Origin of the sequence: Flavobacterium facile, assembly GCF_036321945.1 — a bacterium.
Classification (GTDB): domain Bacteria; phylum Bacteroidota; class Bacteroidia; order Flavobacteriales; family Flavobacteriaceae; genus Flavobacterium; species Flavobacterium facile.
In genome coordinates this window covers 91,773-113,206 of the sequence record NZ_JAZAYT010000029.1, presented here as the reverse complement: position 1 = coordinate 113,206, position 21,434 = coordinate 91,773, and the positions used below count along the sequence as shown (strand labels likewise).

General features: G+C 30.2%; 22 protein-coding genes and 1 pseudogene. 3 read left to right on the top strand and 20 right to left on the bottom strand.

Features of this window, described 5'->3' with window-relative positions:
• Positions 1 to 75: 75 nt before the first annotated feature.
• The 7 genes and pseudogenes from UEQ13_RS04450 to UEQ13_RS04420 form a co-directional block, all read right to left on the bottom strand.
• Entirely contained in the window at positions 76 to 2,052 is a 1,977-nt protein-coding gene (locus UEQ13_RS04450) for a tail fiber domain-containing protein (RefSeq protein WP_329805171.1), read from the bottom strand.
• A gap of 298 nt (positions 2,053 to 2,350) precedes the next feature.
• Complete coding sequence (locus UEQ13_RS04445; RefSeq protein WP_329805170.1) at positions 2,351 to 2,863, bottom strand: hypothetical protein; 513 nt, start codon at positions 2,861 to 2,863, stop codon at positions 2,351 to 2,353.
• A gap of 94 nt (positions 2,864 to 2,957) precedes the next feature.
• Entirely contained in the window at positions 2,958 to 3,287 is a 330-nt protein-coding gene (locus tag UEQ13_RS04440) for a LytR/AlgR family response regulator transcription factor (protein WP_329805169.1), read from the bottom strand.
• Positions 3,288 to 3,454: 167 nt separating this feature from the next.
• The gene (locus UEQ13_RS04435) at positions 3,455 to 4,000 is read right to left on the bottom strand and encodes a GNAT family N-acetyltransferase (RefSeq protein WP_329805168.1); all 546 of its coding nucleotides are present in this window, start codon (positions 3,998 to 4,000) and stop codon (positions 3,455 to 3,457) included.
• 68 nt (positions 4,001 to 4,068) lie between these two features.
• A pseudogene (locus UEQ13_RS04430) lies at positions 4,069 to 4,517 on the bottom strand (GyrI-like domain-containing protein).
• Positions 4,514 to 4,768: a DUF3781 domain-containing protein gene (locus tag UEQ13_RS04425; protein WP_329805167.1), complete on the bottom strand. Its 255-nt coding sequence runs from the start codon at positions 4,766 to 4,768 to the stop codon at positions 4,514 to 4,516. The pseudogene UEQ13_RS04430 and the gene UEQ13_RS04425 overlap by 4 nt, the downstream one beginning before the upstream one ends.
• A 56-nt stretch (positions 4,769 to 4,824) precedes the next feature.
• On the bottom strand, positions 4,825 to 5,961 hold the full coding sequence (locus UEQ13_RS04420; RefSeq protein ID WP_329805166.1) for a hypothetical protein: 1,137 nt from the start codon (positions 5,959 to 5,961) through the stop codon (positions 4,825 to 4,827).
• A 371-nt stretch (positions 5,962 to 6,332) separates the two neighbouring features.
• Here UEQ13_RS04420 and UEQ13_RS04415 point away from each other — a divergent pair, with 371 nt between their 5' ends.
• A complete protein-coding gene (locus UEQ13_RS04415) occupies positions 6,333 to 6,695 on the top strand; it encodes a cupin domain-containing protein (protein ID WP_329805165.1) in 363 nt (120 codons plus the stop codon).
• Between the two features lie 120 nt (positions 6,696 to 6,815).
• Here the strand turns inward: UEQ13_RS04415 and UEQ13_RS04410 are convergent, their stop codons facing one another.
• The 8 genes from UEQ13_RS04410 to UEQ13_RS04375 all read right to left on the bottom strand — a co-directional run bounded on the left by UEQ13_RS04410 (position 6,816) and on the right by UEQ13_RS04375 (position 13,366).
• Positions 6,816 to 7,574: a hypothetical protein gene (locus tag UEQ13_RS04410; RefSeq protein ID WP_329805164.1), complete on the bottom strand. Its 759-nt coding sequence runs from the start codon at positions 7,572 to 7,574 to the stop codon at positions 6,816 to 6,818.
• Positions 7,575 to 7,750: 176 nt separating this feature from the next.
• Positions 7,751 to 8,296: a GNAT family N-acetyltransferase gene (locus UEQ13_RS04405; protein WP_329805163.1), complete on the bottom strand. Its 546-nt coding sequence runs from the start codon at positions 8,294 to 8,296 to the stop codon at positions 7,751 to 7,753.
• A 132-nt stretch (positions 8,297 to 8,428) separates the two neighbouring features.
• On the bottom strand, positions 8,429 to 8,842 hold the full coding sequence (locus UEQ13_RS04400; protein ID WP_329805162.1) for a hypothetical protein: 414 nt from the start codon (positions 8,840 to 8,842) through the stop codon (positions 8,429 to 8,431).
• Between the two features lie 162 nt (positions 8,843 to 9,004).
• Positions 9,005 to 9,538 (bottom strand): hypothetical protein, encoded by a 534-nt coding sequence (locus tag UEQ13_RS04395; protein ID WP_329805161.1) that lies wholly within the window; start codon positions 9,536 to 9,538, stop codon positions 9,005 to 9,007.
• Positions 9,539 to 9,724: 186 nt separating this feature from the next.
• Positions 9,725 to 10,168: a DoxX family protein gene (locus UEQ13_RS04390; protein WP_329805160.1), complete on the bottom strand. Its 444-nt coding sequence runs from the start codon at positions 10,166 to 10,168 to the stop codon at positions 9,725 to 9,727.
• A gap of 54 nt (positions 10,169 to 10,222) precedes the next feature.
• The gene (locus UEQ13_RS04385) at positions 10,223 to 12,022 is read right to left on the bottom strand and encodes a chloride channel protein (RefSeq protein ID WP_329805159.1); all 1,800 of its coding nucleotides are present in this window, start codon (positions 12,020 to 12,022) and stop codon (positions 10,223 to 10,225) included.
• 89 nt (positions 12,023 to 12,111) lie between these two features.
• Entirely contained in the window at positions 12,112 to 12,780 is a 669-nt protein-coding gene (locus UEQ13_RS04380) for a DNA alkylation repair protein (protein WP_329805158.1), read from the bottom strand.
• On the bottom strand, positions 12,758 to 13,366 hold the full coding sequence (locus tag UEQ13_RS04375) for an acyl carrier protein phosphodiesterase (RefSeq protein WP_329805157.1): 609 nt from the start codon (positions 13,364 to 13,366) through the stop codon (positions 12,758 to 12,760). The genes UEQ13_RS04380 and UEQ13_RS04375 overlap by 23 nt, the downstream gene beginning before the upstream one ends.
• 136 nt (positions 13,367 to 13,502) lie before the next feature.
• Between UEQ13_RS04375 and glmM the strand changes: the two genes are divergently transcribed.
• On the top strand, positions 13,503 to 14,903 hold the full coding sequence (gene glmM / locus UEQ13_RS04370; protein ID WP_329805156.1) for a phosphoglucosamine mutase: 1,401 nt from the start codon (positions 13,503 to 13,505) through the stop codon (positions 14,901 to 14,903).
• Positions 14,903 to 15,730 (top strand): hypothetical protein, encoded by an 828-nt coding sequence (locus UEQ13_RS04365; RefSeq protein WP_329805155.1) that lies wholly within the window; start codon positions 14,903 to 14,905, stop codon positions 15,728 to 15,730. The genes glmM and UEQ13_RS04365 overlap by 1 nt, the downstream gene beginning before the upstream one ends.
• 189 nt (positions 15,731 to 15,919) lie before the next feature.
• Here UEQ13_RS04365 and UEQ13_RS04360 read toward each other — a convergent pair whose 3' ends face one another.
• The 5 genes from UEQ13_RS04360 to UEQ13_RS04340 form a co-directional block, all read right to left on the bottom strand.
• The gene (locus UEQ13_RS04360) at positions 15,920 to 16,348 is read right to left on the bottom strand and encodes a VOC family protein (protein WP_329805154.1); all 429 of its coding nucleotides are present in this window, start codon (positions 16,346 to 16,348) and stop codon (positions 15,920 to 15,922) included.
• Positions 16,349 to 16,436: 88 nt separating this feature from the next.
• Positions 16,437 to 16,922 carry a hypothetical protein gene (locus UEQ13_RS04355; protein WP_329805153.1) on the bottom strand — a complete coding sequence of 162 codons (486 nt, stop codon included), beginning with the start codon at positions 16,920 to 16,922 and terminating at the stop codon, positions 16,437 to 16,439.
• A gap of 61 nt (positions 16,923 to 16,983) precedes the next feature.
• Positions 16,984 to 18,438: an FAD-dependent oxidoreductase gene (locus UEQ13_RS04350; protein ID WP_329805152.1), complete on the bottom strand. Its 1,455-nt coding sequence runs from the start codon at positions 18,436 to 18,438 to the stop codon at positions 16,984 to 16,986.
• Between the two features lie 121 nt (positions 18,439 to 18,559).
• Positions 18,560 to 20,458 carry an SPFH domain-containing protein gene (locus UEQ13_RS04345; RefSeq protein WP_329805151.1) on the bottom strand — a complete coding sequence of 633 codons (1,899 nt, stop codon included), beginning with the start codon at positions 20,456 to 20,458 and terminating at the stop codon, positions 18,560 to 18,562.
• A gap of 331 nt (positions 20,459 to 20,789) precedes the next feature.
• On the bottom strand, positions 20,790 to 21,281 hold the full coding sequence (locus UEQ13_RS04340; RefSeq protein WP_329805150.1) for a hypothetical protein: 492 nt from the start codon (positions 21,279 to 21,281) through the stop codon (positions 20,790 to 20,792).
• Positions 21,282 to 21,434 lie beyond the last annotated feature (153 nt).

The following is a 21,434-nucleotide window of genomic DNA, read 5'->3' as shown; positions in this document are numbered from 1 at the left end:
TTTAATCAAAAAGTTAAACCCCTATATTTTTTTACTGACACACTTATTAGAATAGTGCCTTTAGAATTAATTATCTTACTTTTTTAATAACTCTTTTAAGGTTTTTAATTCATTTTCAAAATAAGATAATTTTGATTCTAAATCTTTAATCTCTATATTTTGTTGTTTTGTAATTTGTGTTAAGATTTCTATTTCTTTAACTTGATTTTGTACCGCATAAATTGTAGGAGCTATTAAAGCTTGATAATTCATTCCTATAATTCCATTTGGATCTGAAGTTTGAGTGACGATACTAGGAAACAATTCTCTAACTTCTTGTGCAATAAATCCATAATGTAATCCTTTAGTTTCAGTAAGTTCCTCTTTCATATAATAAGTAACGGGTCTTAATTGCATGAAGTTTGTTAGTAATTTATCATCTATAGATTTAATATCTCTTTTCAAGTTTCTATCTGATCTAGTTACATATGTATTAAAAAAGGTAGAAGCACCTACAATATCATAAGTACTTAATCCACCTCCCCATCCTGAAGGCCAGTCATTAAACCTTGATGTTCCGTTGCTTCCTCCAGTAATTATAGCTTGTGTGGGTGCATCATTTCCTACACCAGTTCCTACACCAGCTCCCGAAGATTTTATACCGGTAAGGTCTAATTTTGTAATAGGTGAATTTCCAATCCCTACAAATCCGTTGCCTTGAACCCGCATAAGTTCATTTGATGTTGTAGCGCTGGTGGCTGCATAAAAAACGTGATTATTGGTTGTGGTTGATACCTGGTAACGAAGTATATTAGAATTGATTCCTAAACCAAAAAACTGATGATCATTATTAAAATCTTCCCATAATACTATTTTTCTGTTAACTATAGTATTTGGAAATTGTAAGGGTGCATTTGGAGTAGAAGTTCCTATTCCTAGATTACCTGAATTGGTAAGACGCATTCTTTCATTAAAAAAAGGAGTTGTCGCTCTACCTGTTGAAAAAATTATTGATTTTGTATTGTTTGCATTGGCGATATGCATATCTTGACCACTTCCTACATAACTTACATCATTTGCTACACCAATATTATAAGCTGTAGGAAAATTAAAAGCAGAGTTGTTAATACCAATCCAAGCAAAGCCTGTAGTTGCCGTTCCGTTATTTGCCGTTGCAGAATAACCACTTTGTGCTTGTATTCCTGCACTTGTATTTTGAACGTTAAATTGTAAATAATCATTAATACTTCCTGTAGCATTTACAATAGAATTAGTAGTGGTTACTGTTGCCGCAATATCTAATTTTGCTACTGGGGCTGTAGTTCCAATTCCTAAATTTCCTGATGGCATTAATGCAATGTCGTCTTGAAATGTACCTCCAACGACATCATTCTGAACACCAATTTCTAATAATGAGTTTTCGTTAGTTGAGCCATTACCACTACCATCATCAGAATATTTGATATAGCCATAATCACTCCCTTTATTTACGTTACTTGGAAATAAAATAGAACTTTGTCCTCCTGAATTTCCGTGCTCTAATACAAGAGTACCTGCTGTCGAACTTAAAGTTGTTCCTGTTGGCTCATATAAATGCAATCTACCAGTTGGATTGGTGATTCCTAATCCCACATTACCAGCAGCGGTAATTCTCATTCTTTCTGCATTATTTGTTTTGGTTACAAGATCTACAGCATCTGTAGTCCCTATAAAATTTGTTACTGGGGTTGTTCCTGTATTTCCTGTTAATGACCAATCAGAAAGGTTTCCTGTCGAGAAAGGTACCCATAAGGTTCCGTTCCAATAATAATAACCGGGAGCTACCTGATTGGGACCTAAGGCTGAAGTGAAAGTATTATAAACAAGTTCAGACACTGTTGGTGTCAAAACGGTAGCCACATTTGTAGCTGACAACGCTATTCTGGGGATTAAAAGACCATCATTTGTAGAGGTTATATCCAGACTACCTGAAGGAGTTACAGTTCCTATTCCTACTTGCGCATTACAAATACTATTACCTAAAACAGAAATAAACAGCGCTAAAAATGCTGATTTAATAGTAAATCTTTTCATAATCAATTATTTAGGGGGTTGAAACAAAATTAATGATTAAAAAAAACAAAATAAAATTAAAAAGCTTTTTTAACATTTGTTTAAGGATAGTGGTGTTTAGTATTTAAACATTAATCTCTGCTAACGCTCGCTTTTTAGGCTTACCCACAAACTAAAGAAAGTAAAACAGATAAAAACGGTTAGACAAATAGGGAATATAATTGGAATGGGTATGAGCTATATGCTGGCATTAGAGTGGGGTGCACAAACTCTTATCTTTTTTTACTTAGACACTTTTAGTATGGTACCAGTAGTTTTTTTAATTTCTGTCAAATGTTTTCGGAATTACATTTTTTTCAGTTTCTCCACAAAATATCCAAGAAATAATATACCAACGATTATTTTCAAAGATTAACTGAATGCTATTTATTCCTCTTCTTTCAACTTTTCCGTCTTTTTCTAATTTCGTTTCATAAGTACTCCAAACGTGTGCAATATTGCCAAAAATTCTAACTTCTCGATTAACTTCGCTTTCATAAAAAGCGGTGTTAAAAACCATTTCATCAGTTTCTTTATGAAATTCTTGCAGTGTCATAGTCACTTGTTCTTGCTTTTTTCTGTCAAAATAAGAATATACTGCTTTTTGATGGTGCAAATAATTGTCTCTTTCCCATTGTCTTTTTGCACCTTTTTCGCCTGAAACAACCTCGTAACTTGCTTTCATTAATGCGTCAATTGTTTTTGCATCATTCTCAAATGATTTGTTTTGTGCTTTTAAATTCCCTGTTGTCATAAATACCATAGTTGTTAAGTAAAATAAAAATTGTTTCATAATCTTTTTTTACAAAGCAAGTCCAATAATTTTGTCCAAAAAAATAAGTTATTTACTTCGTTTAGGTTTTTATGTAATCTATCAGGTTTCTTATTTAGAGTAGCAATTTGTCAATACTATTTAACAGACAATCTTTGTAACTTTTTGCTATTGTGATTTTATGTTCGCCAATACTTAAATGATTATCTTCTATATATTCCACATTTTTCAAATTTACGATGTTTGAATTATGAACCCTCATAAATTCATCAGGCAATTTGTCAATAAGATCTTTTAATGTTTTGTAATACACATATTTTTTGTTGTTTTTGACAAAGATTTCAACATAATTCCCCAATCCTTTTACAAATAAAATGTCGTCAAAACTTAATTTGATTAATTTTCTGTCAGTTTTAATAAAAGTGAAATTTTGTTGATTTGTCATTTTATGGTCGTTTCGTTAAAATTGTTACTAACGTTTCTCGGATATAAGAAGTTGCGAGCTTCGGAACTGATTATTTTCTGTTAAAGATAAAATTTCATGTGAAATGTAAACTTGAATTTACTATAAATATCGGAATTTTGCTAAATGCTTTTTGTGCGATGTTTTTGTTATTTTCTTTTATCTGTTGATAAAATTGCATATCCATAGTTGTCAGACCAACCAGATTTTAATGGCAGTAATTTTCGTGTATGTGCTTCTCGAAGCATACCAACTTTTTCTAAAACACTGATTGAACTGATATTTTCAACTGCACAACCCGCTTCAATTCTATGCAGTTTTAAGTTTTCAAATCCAAAATCTATTATTTTTCTTAAACTTTCTGTTGCATAACCTTTATTCCAAAATTGATAATCATATTGAAACCAAACTTCTGCATTTTTATAATGTTCTTTTCCTAAATTAATTCCGATTAAGCCGATAAACTGATTTATTTCATTTAGTTCAACTCTAAAAATAAGTTGTTTGATATTTTCTTTATTGTTTTCTAGTATCCAATTTTCGACAGTTGATTTCGTTTCATCTATATTTTTTGGAATTCCTGAAGTATTAAATTTAGCAGTTTCTTCTAAACTTTGTAAATTAAAAATATCTATAATATCATTTTCAGAAATGGGTTTTAAATTCAGTCTTTCCGTTTTTAAATTTAGATTCATTGTTGTTTTTTTTTCGTTTTACACAATGTTGGGATAAAATGTTGCCAAACCGATGTTGGTGGGAGAAGTTATTTTCTCGCTATATAAATTTCTACTTCCGAATTTTCTCCATTTTGAGATTTTTGTCCGTAAACTTCAAAATCATACGAATATTTTCGGTCTAATTCTTCGTCTCTTTTCCAAATGTCAAGCCAAACGTTTACTACTGCATTTGGCATTTCTCCTTTAGCAACAATTTTTTGAAAATTGTCAGCACTAAATTCTCGTCCAATAAGTTCTGTAGGAATTTCGTCAAGTGTAGAAACAGGTACACCAATTATTGTTGTGTATTCGTCTGTAAAGTCACTTTTGTAGTCTGTATAAATCGAAAGCACATTGTCAGAAACTTTGTTTGGAATTTTGTCAAATATATTATGGCGTAAAACTGTCCCCAAAGATTTGTTAAATCTTGTTGAGACTGATTGTTTTTATTTGTTGTTCTTGTCGAAATTCCAATTATTTTAAATCCGTTTGTCATATTTTATTTACTGTAATTATTCTGTAATTGTTTGAATTTATGGTTATTATTATTTGTTTGTCAGTATTTGTTATGTAATAGTTTTTTCCAATTTTTATAAATCTACTTTCATCAGTTTCCGAAAGTATTTGGTAAATCATTTTCTCAATTTCACTTTTTGAAAATGTTGATTTTAGTTTTTTATTTATTCGTCCATAGACAAGTTCAGTGTAGCAAATGTTGTCTAAAATTTTTGATTTGTCTATGTCCATTATATGTCTTTATTGTTAACGGTCGTTTTGGTACACTTGCACTAGCGAGGGCGTTGTTATTCTATTGAAATCTCTTTACTTTTAGTCAGTTCAGGAATATAAATAAGATAATCATAACCCTTTATAACTCTCGATAGGTATACATCATCAACTTTTAGTTTGTTTTGTAAAATAAATTTCTTTAAAGGTCTTAAATCAAAACAGTACCATTGTTCGTCTTTTGCCACATTTATAAAAGATTTAAAAGTAGTTTTATCATCTTCGTCTTCTCCATTACCAATAAGCATTATATGTAGTGATTTCCTATAATTTGCCTCTTCAATATTAGAAATTAAATTGCCTATATCATAGATATCCGTTTTTGTTAATATGGTTTCACCTTTTGGTAGATGAACCGCACCGAATTTAAAAAGATTTTTTTTGTTTTTCCAATCGGACATTTGGTTTAGCAAGATGCTTTTCAGCAATTGAATCCTTAACGGATGATTTCTGTTAGTATAAATCGTTCTACTTAACTTTAATGCTTCAATTTGTTTTCTTTCATTGTCAGAAAGTTTTAACTTTAGTAACAAATCTATGTTTTGAAGGCAATCATCAGATAACAGGTAGAATTTTTCTAAACCTTCTTTAGACGCAAGTTGTTTGGAATTATGAAGCATTTGCTCATATATTTCAATCACTTTTTTATTTTTTGAAGTTTCTTTTAAACTTGAAATTATCATTTGATCTGCAAAAATGCTAATTTGTTCGGCACCATATATTTTGGTATTGTTTTTAACTAAATTCTCTAACAAAGCAAATTCGGGTTCATACTCCAAAAAAGAAAAGTTTGTACTATATTCTTTAACAAAAGAATTAAGTTGTTCAGCAGATAGTGATTTAATTTTTTTTTCGATTATAGCTACTGAATAAGGATCAACCTCAAGAAAATAGTTGTCAAACTTCACCTCATTGATAATAGCATTTGTAAAATAAGGAATTTCGTTTGTAAAATGAGTTTCTCCCAACAAAATAGAATTTGATTGTTTTATTTCGTCTAGCAAAACATTCCATCCTTTTCCTTGAAATGAAATGTTTTTATCACTTTGGAAAGGAAAACCATTCTTTAGAACTAAACTGTCAAGTACTATGTTTTGGGCATAGTTAAATTTTGTAATGAATAATGTAAGAAGTAAGAATGTTATTTTTTTCATTTTTTTTTATTTTGTGTTTTCGAAGTTGTATTATAATTACCCACAACTCATAATTAGGTGAATATTCCGTTTACAACTATTTATAATTAAGTATTATAGTTTGTAAATATATTAAAAATCTTACTTAAATCTGATTTTTTCAATACATTGAGTAAGATTTTATTTTGTGTTTATAGTTTCGAGAACGTTTTTTTGTCAAACAGCTTAGTACATGTATTTGTTATTTATTAAGCATATGAAATAGGAATAGTTTTTATGACACAGATTACAAAACCTTGACATAAATTGTACAACTTTTTTACTAAATAATGTAACAAGGTATTCAAGTAATTGTCTGAATTTTATATAGAATTTATTAAAGATTAGAAATTATGGAGACTAAAGCATTGGAGAAATTGCCAACTAAGGATGGAGAAATTGAAAAAGGAACTACTCATATTGTTATTGAGTTAATAGAATACGAGCATAACGCTACAGTTAGTAAGTCAATAATGAAGAAGGCGACAGGATCAATTGATGCACTATCTTTTGAAAGTGGTGAAGGATTGAATGAAAAAATTTCTCCTTTTGACACTTTTGTACAAATTATTGATGGCAGTGCTATTATTGAGATTGATGGTAAGGCAACTAAACTTAAAACGGGTAATGGTATACTTATTCCGGCACATAAACCAAGTCATATTAAGCCAAATGGCAGATTTAAATTAATATTAACGGTTATTAAAAGTGACTAGGAATTGAAATCAATTTGTTTATAAAAAAGTTGTTTGTCATTTGTGTGGCTATTACACTATCATCTGGATTTTTAAATTTGGATAGTTTCGATGTTGGGAGAGATTATGGAACGTGGAATATTAATTATTTGCTTTGGATTTCCAATATACTTTTTCTAATTCAAATTTTTTCGATTCAGGGTTAAAACGGTAGAGTAGTGCATTTCCAATTAAGCAATTTTCATATTCTTCTTTAATTAGATACCAAGAACTTTCAATTTCAATTTTATTTTTGTTTGTAAAGTCGAATTCAAAAATTGGGTCATTTAGTTCATTGAATTTCTCTTCACAATTTTTATTCTTTTCTTTCTTCTTCAGTTGTTCTTTGAAGTCTGAAAACAAGGTTTTTTCATCTGAAAATTGTTTTAAAATATTAGATTTTACTTCGTAAATATTTAAGGTATTACCGTCTCCAACAATGTCATCTGTAATAACAACATATGAGTTTTCAATAGTTTTATATATGTTAATAGACCAAAAACCGTCAACAATTGAGAAACCTGCTTTATTTTGTGCGAAATATTTTTGATTAAAATAATCTGGAGTGTCATCCGTATAAAAATTATTTTCTTTTATTTCATTATACCACTTTATTCTATCTTTTAATTTCCATTCCCAACTTGCAAAAACACTATCAGGCAAGAGTAAGATAATGTCAAGTAAGTCTTTGTTTTTTTCAAAGTTTATTTTAACAATATTTATTGAATCTGTTTTTTTGTTATTTTCAAAATGTTCAACTTTCACAGTGTCTCTAGACTTTGAATCAATTGAAATGGTCTCTTGATTATTATTCTTACAAGAAATAGCTATCAAAGTTATTATAATAAATAAATGTTTCATTTTAGAAGTTTCTGTTGTCAAAAAAGTGTTATATAAAGTTCTTCAGGTTCATACAATTGCAAAGTTCAGAACTGATTATTTTCTGTTAAAGATAATTTTTTTTGCGAAATGTAAACGTGTATATACTACAAATTTGAAATTTTTTCTAACGGCTGTTAGCGGATGGTTTTTATAGATTATTTTCTTTCATCAGTCGACAAAATTGCATATCCATAGTTGTCTGACCAGCCAGACTTTAAAGGCAATAATTTTCGTGTATGAGCTTCTCTAAGCATACCAACTTTTTCTAAAACACTGATTGAACCGATATTTTCAACAGCACAACCAGCTTCAATTCTGTGTAGTTTCAAGTTTTCAAATCCAAAATCAATAATTTTTCTTAAACTTTCTGTAGCATAACCTTTATTCCAAAATTTATAATCATATTGAAACCAAACTTCAGCATTTTTATAATGTTCTTTTCCTAAATTCATTCCAATCAAACCGATAAATTCATTTCCATCAATTAATTCAACTGAAAAGGTGAATCGTTTGGTGTTTTCTTTAGCATTTTCGATAATCCAATTTTCAACAGTAATTTTTGTTTCGTTTATATTTTTGGGAATTCCTGATGTGTTATATTTTGCCGTTTCTTCTAATGATTGCAGCTTATAAACGTCTTCAATATTTAGTATAGAAATTGGTCTTATATTTAATCTTTCAGTATTTAAAAGTATGTTCATATTTTATAATTAATTTTATAATTAATTTTATAACTCGAATTTAGGGTAAAATGTCGAAAAACGTTCTGGAGATTATATATGTTGCGAAATAAAGTCGTGAATTTACTTCAATATACCAGTTTGTGTTTAGTTTTAATTTTTCCTGTTTTTAATTTCAGGCATAATTCCATAATAAATAATGCAAAAATTGAAGAAAGCTCCTAATAATATTATTGAAAATGATTCCGCTTCAGACCAATCATTATAACTATCGTTAGCAAAAACAATATTTTCGTCTTGGTCAATTTTTAATCCAATTTCAGTCTTTGTTTTTAATTCGTTGCACTCCTCATTTGACAGGTATATTCGTTTTCCAATTTCCTTACCTTGATGAATAAATTGTATAAAACCGCGTTTTCCACAACTTAATTCAAGGATTTTAGCATAAACTATTTCGCCCGATTTTCTCAATTCCCTTTCATTCTTTTCTTGTTCGTAAGAAATAAAAGAAAAATATGTAACTATAATAATTGCACATATTGAAAGGATTAATTTACTAAAATTCATATATCATTTTTGGTCAAACAATTACTGTAAACGTTCTGTGTCTTGTCGCAGTAGTGGATGTGTGAACGATTAATTCTTGCTAAGATAAATTTTATTGCGGTAAATGAAGGTTTATTTATTACAAAATTCGGAATCTTGCTAAACGGGTGTCGGCTGTAGTTTTTATTTTATGTATTTATATTTCCGTTTGTATATTTTCTCAAATTCGAATTGTTCTTTACCTAAATATGTAATTTCAGTTTTCTTCAACGCCTTTTCAAAATTGTTAAAGTTTAAATTAAATATTTTAATTATTTCAAATTGATTATTTTCTGCCGAATATATTATTAACGCTTTTGAGCAATAGTTTAATGGAACTCTACCATATGACATTTCAGATTTTGAGTAACCATAAATTTCTGTAAAATTTAATTTTCTAATTTTAACTTTTAGTAATTGAAATATAATTATTTCGTCTGAACCTATTTTTGCAAAAGTGAATTGACTCGCAAGTTGATAATAAAAATACATAAAAACAGAACTTACGAACAAAAGCAAACATAACATTCCAATTTTATTTTCGCTACTATTTTTAAAATATCCAATAAATTCAAAAATCCACTCCAGACAAACTAAAATCAAAATTCCAAAAATTGAAAGAAATATTAAAATTATTACCAACCAAAGTATGTTTGGATATGTTTTTACTGATTTCATTTAGTCTGTTTCTATTTCGTTCATTCTGCGGTAAAATTACTGCCAACTCATAAATATCTGAACATCTGTTTCTATTTATTTATAAGTGTTTATAATCGCTTGTAAATATACTAAAAATCTTACTAAAACTACATTTATTCAATGAGTTGAGTAAGATTTTGTTTTTTATTTTTTTATGGAAAACGCTTATTTATCAAACAACTTAGCGTCTAAACTGTATTTGCCAACGCCTGTAAAAAGTAAGCCAACATATATGATAAAGTAAGTGAAAGCTGAGTTAAATTCATGTCCGTTTTGACCTTTTGAAAGAATTTCCATTGGGAAAACTACTAGGAAAATATAGGCCATACAAAACGCTAATACGATAAGGCTAAAGCGAGAAAATAAACCTACAATTAGTAATAAACTACAGAAAAATTCGGCAAAAACGGTTAAGGCTAATGGCACAGCACCAGTCATTCCTAAGAAACTAATATTTTTAGCCCAAAAATCAGAAGCTGCCATTTCGTTAAAATGCATTAGTTTTTCGTAGCCGTAAAAAGCCATTAAAATCCCAAGCATTACACGGATAAGTAGTAAGCCTAAATCTAAATTGAAGCCGTCTCCGTTGTTTAAAAGTAATTTTTTCATAATTTGTATTTTTAGTTTTTGGTTGAATATCAAATATATGGAAAAAAAAATAACTTACTCAATCACTAATTCTTTCAGTTGTTCTCTATATTTTTCTAAAATATCAGATTTAGAAATAAAGCCAATGAAAATTTTATCTTGTACAACTGGTAAAATAATTTGATGTGTGGTTTCAAATTTGTTCATAATGGTTTCGATACTATCTTCAATATCTACTACATCTTTGTTTTTTACAGGTTGCAAAACTTCCGTAATTGAAGTATATTTTACTTTAAATGATGAAAATATAATTGGACGAATATCATCTAAATAGATCAGCCCAATTAGTTTTTTATCGTCATTTAAAACGGGGAAAATAACATCATCTGAAGTTGCGATTTTTTCTATTAATGCTTCTAAGGTTTTAGATTCGGTAACTGGATTGAAATTGTTGTTAATCAGTTTTTTAACATCAATTGATTGTAGGATGTTTTTGTCTTTATCATCGGTAAAAACTTCTCCTTTATCGGCTAAATTTTTAATATCAAAGGAATACGGTTCAAAGTGTTTTGAAATCGCAAAACTAATAGAAGATACCAACATCAATGGTACCATTAAACTGTATCCACCCGTAATTTCCGCTATCAAGAAAATCGCGGTTAAAGGCGAGTGAAACAAACCACTCAAAACACCCGACATTCCCACCAAAGTAAAATTACTAATTGGTAAATTTGTAATCTTTAGCATATTGAAAAAGTATGCAGTGGAGAATCCTAAATAGGAACCCACAAATAGAGAAGGAGCGAAGTTACCTCCATTTCCACCAGCACCTAAGGTAATTCCGGTTGCGAAAACTTTGAATAAAAGAGTTAGTGTGATGAATCCAAAAATGACCCATTTGTTGTTTTCAAAACGTTCTATAAGTGTATTGTCTAATAATTTTTCTGGTTGATTGGCTGCTAAAAGTTTAATTCCTTCGTAGCCTTCACCAAATAAACTTGGGAAAATAAAAATCAATATGCCTAGAATAATAGCTCCAAATAGGGCTTTTCGGTAGGAATTCTTACTTCTTGTGGAAAAAAAATGTTCAACCCTTCTGAAGTTTCTTGCGTAATGAATAGACACAAATCCAGACAGAATTCCTAAAACAATATAAAATGGAATATTTTTAGAATCAAAATCTTGAATCGATTTAAAACTAAACAAAGCATCTTCATTTAATAATAACATAGAAACAATGGAACCTGTTGCGGCACTGATTATCAAAGGCGTAAAGGCCGTAATACTGATTTCTGCTAAAACTACCTCAATAGCAAATAAAACACCCGCAATTGGTGCGTTAAAGGCTGCTCCAATCCCAGCTGCGACACCACAAGCTAAAAGTAAGGTTCTGTCTTTATAACTTAATCTGTATTTTAAGGCATAATTACTTCCAAATGCGGCACCTGTAATAGTAATTGGCGACTCCAAACCCGCGCTTCCTCCCATACCAACAGTTAACGAACTTGTGATAATTTGCGCATACATTTGTTTGTCTGGAATAACGCTACGTTTTTTAGCGACAGCATACATAATTTGTGATGTTCCTTTTTCGATGTTACCGTTTAAAAAGTTCTTAATCACAAAAACAGTCAATAAAATCCCGATAATTGGTAACGTACTATTGCTATACGGCAAATCAAATTCTCTATTTAAATATTGAGAAAATAAAAAGACATTATGTGCGAAAGTTTTCAAAACAATTACCGCTAAAGCAGCTGATAATCCAACTAATACACTTGAAACGTATAAAAATTGACGCGGCTCTAAAACGGATTTTAGTTTAGAAAAATATTGTTCGAAAAAATGCGCTATTTTTTGTATTAGTTTTAACACAGAGAATTTTTATTTGGAATGGCTAAAATACGGTAATTTTAATTGAGAAACAAAAAAATTGGTATATTGACAAATTGAAAATTGACAAATTAAATAATCTTTCTAATCGCTACTTTTCTGCTCAAGGGTTTTAAATTAGTGCTATTTACATACTCTAAAACACCACTTGGATTTACAGAACTGTATTCGCGCAAAGCCCAACCAATGGCTTTTTGGATAAAAAACTCATTAGAATGTTTGTGTTTTTCGCATTCGGAAATTAAGATATCAAAATCGGTTTTTTCTTTATAACCCAATTGAAAAATAATGGCTGTTCGGTTCAACCATATGTTGTCTGAATTGGAAAATTCTTCAATAATTGAATAGGTTTTTTCTGGAAATGTTTCTAAATATCCACCAACTGCATATTTGGCTAAAGTATCAACACTGTCCCACCACGAATTGGTTATGATAAGTTTTTTAATTAATACAATATCTTCAACTTGGTAGTTTTTCTTGATTTTTTTAATGAAAATGTCAATAGCTGCTTGATGCATTTCTCGATGTTGAAATTGATACAATTCCCAACAAATAGTTCTGAAATTAGTTTTGATTTCTTCTTTATAAAGAGGGGAACAATTTTTTAGAATCTCACGTCTAGCTTTTGTTTGAATGCCATAACACGGGAAATTATTTTTTAAATAATCACTTTGTTTTTGTCCGTAAGCAACATCTTCATTGGCTTCAAATAACTTTTTAATTGTAGTAACAAAACTCATCTCTTAATTTTAGTAATTCTACTTTACACTGTTGTTCTAATTCTGTAAAAAAAATAAAAAATTCTTGTTCAATTTCTGAGTAAAATTGTTTGATATCTTCCATTGAAGCAGGCATATTTACTCGGTTTTTGGTTCTGTGATCCATTTGAAATAAAATCAATTCCAAACCAGCTAAACTTTTATAACAGACTAACCAATTGGTTTGCATCATATAGGGTAAGGCATTCTGAGTTTTCTCCGTTAAAATATCGTAATTATCTTGTAATAATTTATAAAAGTCATCTGCATACTTTTCTAGTTTAGTAGTCGAAAATTGTTTCCAATTCTTAGCTAAAAAATGATCATAAACGATGTCCATAATCACACCTGAATAATGTCCGAATTTTTCATGTAAACGATGTTTGCTTTGTCGGTAAACAGGGTGAGAATCGGTAAAACTATCAATGAAACGGTGCAATCTAATTCCAATTTGAATCCCAACTGGGTATTGCTCATAATGATTTCCTTTTACCGCATCAGCCATAAAATTTCCAATTTTGATAAAATCATCTTCGTCTGAAAGATATATGTGAGCGAGATAGTTCAAGGTTCTTGTTTATTTTGTTTCAAGTTTAAGGTTTCAAGTTGGTTCATATCGTAAATATATAAAATTCTTTTTCTAAATATGAAAATGCTTGTTGGAACTTTTTATATTTGTATTTCAAACAAAAAAACTAAAATAAATGACATTAATAAAATCTATATCAGGAATTCGTGGAACTATTGGTGGAAAAGTTGGCGATAACCTAACTCCAGTTGATGCCGTGAAATTTGCTTCGGCTTATGGAACTTTTTTAAAAGCGGGAAGCGGGAAATTGGAAGATGGAAGAAAGCTGAAAGTAGTTATTGGTCGCGATGCTCGTATTTCTGGACCGATGATTCATAATTTAGTTCAAAATACACTTTTAGGTTTAGGAATTGATGTAATTGATTTAGGTTTATCAACAACGCCAACAGTTGAAGTAGCTGTGCCAATGGAAAATGCTGATGGAGGAATTATTTTAACCGCTTCGCACAATCCGAAACAATGGAATGCTTTGAAATTATTGAATGCTAAAGGAGAATTTTTAAGTGGAGCAGATGGTGCTAAAATTTTAGAGATTGCCGATGCAGAAACGTTTGATTTTGTGGATGTTGATTCTTTAGGAGAAGTTACAATTAACGATTCTTACATGGATATTCATATTGATGAAGTATTGGAATTACCTTTAGTAGATGCGGATTTAGTAAAAACTAAGAAATATAAAGTAGTTGTTGATGGTGTAAATTCTACTGGTGGAATTATTATTCCGAATTTATTAGAGCAAATGGGAGTAGAAGTTGTGAAATTATACTGCGAACCAAACGGACATTTCCCTCACAATCCAGAACCTTTGAAAGAACATTTAGGTGATATTTGCAAATTGGTTATAGATGAAAAAGCTGATTTTGGTATTGTTGTGGATCCAGATGTAGACCGTTTAGCGTTTATTTCTAATGATGGAGAAATGTTTGGTGAAGAATATACTTTGGTGGCTGTGGCCGATTATGTATTGAGTAAAACACCAGGAAATACGGTTTCTAATATGAGTTCGTCTCGTGCTTTACGTGATATTACTGAAAAACATAATGGAAGTTACCAAGCGAGTGCAGTAGGCGAGGTGAATGTGGTAGAATTAATGAAGAAAACCAACGCAATTATTGGTGGTGAAGGAAATGGCGGAATTATTTATCCAGAATTACATTACGGAAGAGATAGTTTAGTTGGAGTCGCTTTATTTTTAACGTATTTGGCGGGTCAAGATAAAACGGTTGCCGAATTACGTGCGAGTTATCCGCAATATTACATGAGTAAAAATAAGATTGAATTGACACCACAAATTGATGTTGATGCGATTTTAGAATCATTAACTGCGACCTATAAAAACGAACAAATTTCTACGATTGACGGTGTTAAAATTGATTTCGCTACAGAATGGGTGCATTTAAGAAAATCGAACACAGAACCAATTATCAGAATTTATACAGAAGCTCCAACACAAAACGAAGCTGATGTTTTGGCTGAACGATTTGTAAAAGAGTTGAAGATTATTGCTGGGATTTAATGAGAATAATTTTTTCGATATTAATTATTCTATTTCTATTTAGCTGTGGAAAATCAAAAATTGTAGACTTAGACAATGTTAATTATTTAAAAAGAGGAAACAATTTAGATTCTTTGTGCAAAGTTGAAACCGAAAGAGCTGAAAATGATATTAAGAATCGTAAAATAGTATATTTTCATTTTATTGGAATGGTTGCTAAATATGACAGTGATTTGGAATTCAATGAATTATTGTTAAAAAATAATATTAAGATTGATTCTGCAATGTATTATTGTACAGCAGATGAATTAGAATATTGTTATTCGAATAGAATGTATCGAGAAATAGAAAATCATTATGGAAAAAATTTCATAGATTCTTTAAGGAATATTGCTGATAAACAATTTATTACAAAACATCCAAATAAAATTTATGATTATTTTGTTTGTGATCAAAATTCGTTATATCCAAATGATAAAAGCTATTATGATTTTGTAAGACGAGACACAGTTCCTATATTTTTGAATAATAAAAATTATACTCGTTACTCTCAAAATTATGAGAATGATTTTTTGAAATCTGTAGAGTATCCAAATGATTTTGTTTTTAAAAAAGAAAATGACACTCTTGTATCTCGAATATCTGCTGAATTTACCTTGTTTAAAAATGGCAATATTAAGAATGTTGAAATACAGACATATTTTTACAATAAAATAAATGAAAAACATTCTTCTTATTATTCAGAAAAAATGAAAGAGTTTATTTTAAAAACCAAATGGGTTCCTGCAAGAAATAAAGATGTTACAGTTAATTGTAATGTGTCATTATTAATTTTTTTAGATAAATAAGTTACTAATCAAAATTTACTATCCAATTATCAGAATTTATACTGAAGCTCCAACACAATACGAAGCTGATTTTTGGCGGAACGATTTGTAAATGAGTTAAAGGTTATTGCTGGGATTTAATCTGAATTTATTTCTGATTCTAATATTTTAAACCAGACAAGTTTCAAAAACTTGTCTGGTTTTTATATTTTATTGTGGTGGTTCATCAAAATTTACCATCCAATTGATTCCGAATTTATCGGTAAACATTCCGAAATAAGCGCCCCAAAAAGTATCTTGTAAAGGCATTGTAATTTTGCCTTCTGAAGATAATCCATTAAAAAGTTTTTCCGTTTCTTCTCTGCTTCCTGCATTTATTGAAATTGAAAAATTATTTCCAAAAACCACATCGCTACTTTGTGAATTACTATCACTTCCCATTAATATAGAATTTCCAATATTGAAAGAAACGTGCATGACACGGTTTTTATCTTCATCTGATAAAGGCATTTCTTCAGAAGAGGGCATATCGCCAAATTTACTGATTTGTTCAAATTCGCCACCAAAAACAGATTTATAAAAAAGAAAAGCAGCTTCGCAAGTTCCGTTAAAAATTAAGTAAGTATTTATTGCGGCCATAGTTTATTGTTTTAGTTAAATAAAAAGTAAATATAAAAAAAAATCTGCTAAAATTAATTAGCAGATTCCATTCTTATTAGTTTAAACACTAGTCATCATGGTGTTTTTTTTCTTTTCCTTTTCCGTGTTTGTTTCCATGGCCATGACCTTTTCCATGACCTTTTCCATGATTTTCTTTGACGTAAATAACTTGATGTTTTGGCTGTTTGTATACTTTTACTTTTTTATATCTGGTACAATGATCTGTATTGTATCTGTAAGGCGCATTTCCTGTAAAATCTAATTGAACTTGTACAGATCTAGAAAGATTAATGTTAATAAAAGGTCTTGGAACCGCAATACTTACTGACCAGTTTCCATTATTCAAATACAAATAATTATTGGTTTGAATGTCGTAATAAAAATTATGATCAGGAAAATAAATATGTCTAGTTTTTGCTCTATATCCATGAGCTGGCGCCCATTTTGGAGGTTTTCCATGTGCAAATGTAGCTTCTGGAAAAATAAATAAACTTAATAATATGACTATTACAAAGATTTTAAAACTTTTGGTTGTTACTGTTTGTGTTTTCATAATTACTAATTTTAATTAAACTAAGAAGTAAATTACAAATACCATACCAAACTAGCTTTATTTATTCTTTTGATTTTTTTATCCAACTTCCTCTAGTTTCATTTCCTTCAAACAGTGCAACTTCAGTATGAAGAAACTCTGCAGCATCTGCTGAATCGGTTACTTTTGACGCGCTTCTTTTTAACATTTCTGATTCAAATGCAGTCAGAACACTTTTTCTAATTCCGGTTTCTTTCCATTGTGATGAAGGTTTGCATCCTTTTGATATTCCTCTGGCTAAAGCTAAAGCATCTAGCAAAGCTTGATTAGCACCTTGTCCTTTGAAAGGACTCATGGGATGAGCTGCATCACCAATCAAAGTAATTTGTTTTCCTTTTTCTAATAATTCTGGTAGAAGTAATTCTCGGTCATAAACTGGATAACCAGAAATTTGAGTTTCTAATGTAGCTAATAAAATTTGTGGAATAGGGTTGTGCCATTGCGTTCTTCTACAAGCTTCTTCTTTGAGTGCTTTTGTTCCTTGCTTATTTAACGCTATTGCTTTTTCTTCAGAAATTGGAAAACTTAATTGCCACATTATTGTATCCGAAGTATAAGGCATCATATAAATGCGCTCAATACCATTTGCTGTTTGAAAAACCGTAGCAGAATCTAGTAAATTACTTTCAATTCCTTCAAGTGCATCCAAATTACAAATTCCTAATATTACCATACAACCTAAGTATCGTAAAGGACTAATTTCTTCACTGATTAGTAATTTTCTAACAGCACTACGAATACCATCGGCACCAACTACAAGATCAGCATTAACTGTTTTAGATTCTCCATTAACAAGAAAGTTTAAGGTTACACCTTGGTCTTCACTTTCTTTAAAATCGACTAATTGATGATTCCAATTTATGGCATTATTTGTATGAAGTTGCTCAAGTAGAGCTAAACGTAAGGATTGTCTAGGGATATGAATATTAGTTCGTTTTGAATTTGTTTTCGAATTAGGATCTAACCATTTTCGCATTCCCCATTCTCCAATTATCTTTCCATCAGAAGTGTGAACAATATGTTTTGTTGAAATTACAGCATCTTTTAAGGATAAGATACCAAATTCTTTCATGGCTTTACTAGCTTGTTGCAAAGTAAGTCCATAGCCTTGCGATCTAGTATTAAAATTAGAATCTCGCTCATAAAGAGTGAAAGGAATACCACGATGAAAACATGCTACAGCTAAAGCTACTCCAGCTATTCCACCACCAATTATAGCAACATTTGGATAATTATTATCAGAAATTGGAAGTTTTTCAGAAAGTTGCAAACCAGATCCATCACAACATTTACAAGAATAAAGTTGACCAATTGGACGAACTGGAATATTTAAATTTCCATTTGATTTGTCAAATTGCTCTACTGCTATTTGATAGCGAAGTCGGGATTTTTTGGATACTTTCTTGCTTTTTTTGCCAAGTCCTTTACAATCAGAACAAGTTATCCAGATTTTCTCTTCTTTTTTGGTATTATTCACTTCTTGATTATGTAATTTTAAAGTACAAATATATCACGATTAATTGAAAGTTTATAACTGTCGATTAATTTATAAAATTATAAAAAAATCCGTCCCGAATTATCGAGACGGATTGAAATTATTACTTTTTATCCTCATTTTTGGTATCCATCATTTCCATGAGTTTCATACCTAATAAACCACTGATACCACCTTCAGAACCATTCGTTCCAGAGATTAAAACATCAGGAATCACTTTAATATTTCCTTTACCTATTTCTTCGGTAATTTTATATTTTGTAAAGTTATCACCACCCATTGCAGAAACTTGTAATTGATACGATTCAGCAGTTGATTTACCAATTGCCATAATTTTTTCAGCTTCAGCTAAACCTGTTTTTGATATTTTTTCAGCTTCAGCGCTTGCGTTTAATTTGGTAGCTTCTGCTTGAGCACCAGCTCTTGCTTTTGTAGCTTCAGCTTCTGCATTAGCTCTCATTTTTGTAGCTTCAGCTTCTGCATTTACGTTTAATTTTAAACTAGTTGCATCTCCTTCAGCTTTCTTAACGGTTGCATCTGCTGTACGTTGTGCAATTTCAACACTTTGAGATGCACGAACAATTTCTTTTTGCATATCGGCAATCGCAGTTTCTTTTTCCATACCTTGACGTTGTTCTTGCGCCATTTTTTGGGTTTGATATGTTTTTTGTTCTTCTTCCGCTAATTTTCTGTCTGTTAGCGTTTTCATTAATGAATCAGGTGGTACAATGTCTCCAATTAACGTATCAACAGCATTTACGTTATACTCATCTAAAACCGTTTTGATGTGATTTTTAGCTGATTCTTGTCTTTCTTTACGAGTACTTAAGAAGGAAATTACGTCGCTATCTTGAGCGGAGTTTCTGAAATAATTTCCAATTGTTGGCTCTAAAACCTGAGAAACTAAATTCGTCATACTTCCAAAACGAGCAATTACTTTTGGCGCTTCGTTAGCAGGAACGTGAATAATTTGTGCTACATCTAAATTAAATGGGAAACCATCTTTTGATCGTACCGTAATTGTAGATAAATTTTTATCTAAATCGTGTGATTCACTTCTTGCATTTGCCCAGTTTAAAACCAAGTTTGTGGTTGGAACAGGTTCTAATTTTGTGGTATATTTATTTAACGCATATTTACCTGGTCCAAGTGGTTCCATCCAAACACCTCGTTGTCCTTTTGAAACGATATTTCCATGTTTAAATGTATCGCCAGTTACATCCTTACCATCTTCACCAATGTATGAAATCACCACACCTACATAACCGATTGGCACATCTGTCATCGGATTTTGTTCAATTTGAAAGGCCCAAGTATTGATGTAATACGAACCAGCCAACATAACTTGTGGTTGTAAACCTCTATTTCCTCCAATTTCTAAAAAGGTATCACCATCTTGAAAATTATTATGTCCTTCTACGTTTTTACCAGCAATTTGACCTTGTTGAATCGGTTCACCATCCAAGGCGGTAACTATTCCAATCATATTTTCATAGATTTTAACTTGATCTATAATTACGATTTCAAATAAATACGTATTGATACGATACGAACCACTCGTAATGAAAGCGGTTTGACGTCCTTTTTGACCACCATTGTCTAAGAAAGCTTTGGCATCTTGAAAATTATCAGATTCTACTTTTCGTGCTAAAATTCTACCTGTTGGAATTTCTTTTCCATCTTTACTTAAAACCAACCCAATTTTACCTTCTGGAATAATGGTAAAAGAAGTCATATCTACTGCATATTGCCAAATCCACATACCCCAATATAAACCTGGAGCTAAAGATTGTGCTTGAAAACCTGCTTCACCTTTAGTCGCTATAATTCTACTATCTGGTAAAGATTTGTCGGCTCCGAAAAGCACGAATTTTTTGGTAACTAAACCAATTTTGTCTTCCGGAACAATAACCATTCCGAAGAATACACGTAAAACAAATTTGTAAAAAATAATAGTAAGTACTAGTAATAGCACCCACCAAAAATCGAAAATTGATGTCATAATAAAATAGTAAAGTTGATAACTGTTTTTTGATTTTTATTCTAAACTGAGATTAAAATGCGGTTAATCTGAGATTGTGCAGTTTCAAATTCTGTAATAAGAATTGTTTTTTGAAAAGTAAGTATTAACACCTATGTGCCATTTGAAGGTCGTTTAAAATAAAAATCTATTATTATACGTAGGTGTAAATAATAAGTTACAAATTTTTTAATATTTATTTTTAGTGAATTTGTAAGTAGTTCTTAATTAATAAATTGTGCTTTTCTGAATAATAAATAAAAAAAACCGTCAAGTTTAGATACAAGACGGTTTTTAAGATGCTTAATAAAAGCTATTTGTTTTTTCCATTTCCTTTTCCTTTTCCATTGCTGTGGCCATTTCCATTTCCTCTGTTACTATTAACTTTATTGTTATTTCGATTATTGTTTCCTTGAATTATGACAACTTTTTTAGGACTCATTTTTTTTGCCTTAACCGCTTTATATTTTACACGATGGTTGGAATTGTAATAATATGGATAAGCTCCATAATAATCTAATTGAATTTGGGGTGCACTTCCTAAGTTTATACTTATGAAAGGAGCAGGAATTGCAACACTTACCAACCAATTACCATTATTTAAATATAAATAATGATGTGTTTGAATATCATAATAAAAATTTTGTTGTGGAAAATAAATATGTCTAGTTTTTGCTCTGTATCCATGAGCTGGCGCCCATTTTGGAGGTTGTGCAAAAGTTGATTCTGGAAGTAAAAATGTAACTAATAATACAAGTATTACGACTATTTTTAAAATTTTTGAGTTAAATGTCTTATTTTTCATAATGTTTAAGTTTTATGATTTAGGATATAAAATTAGTTGATTTGTTGTCAATAGTATTTATATAATATTCAGAAAAACTTATATAATTATTCGTAAAAATTATCCACAAAAAAACCGTCAAGTTTTGCAACAAGACGGTTTTGGTATTTATAT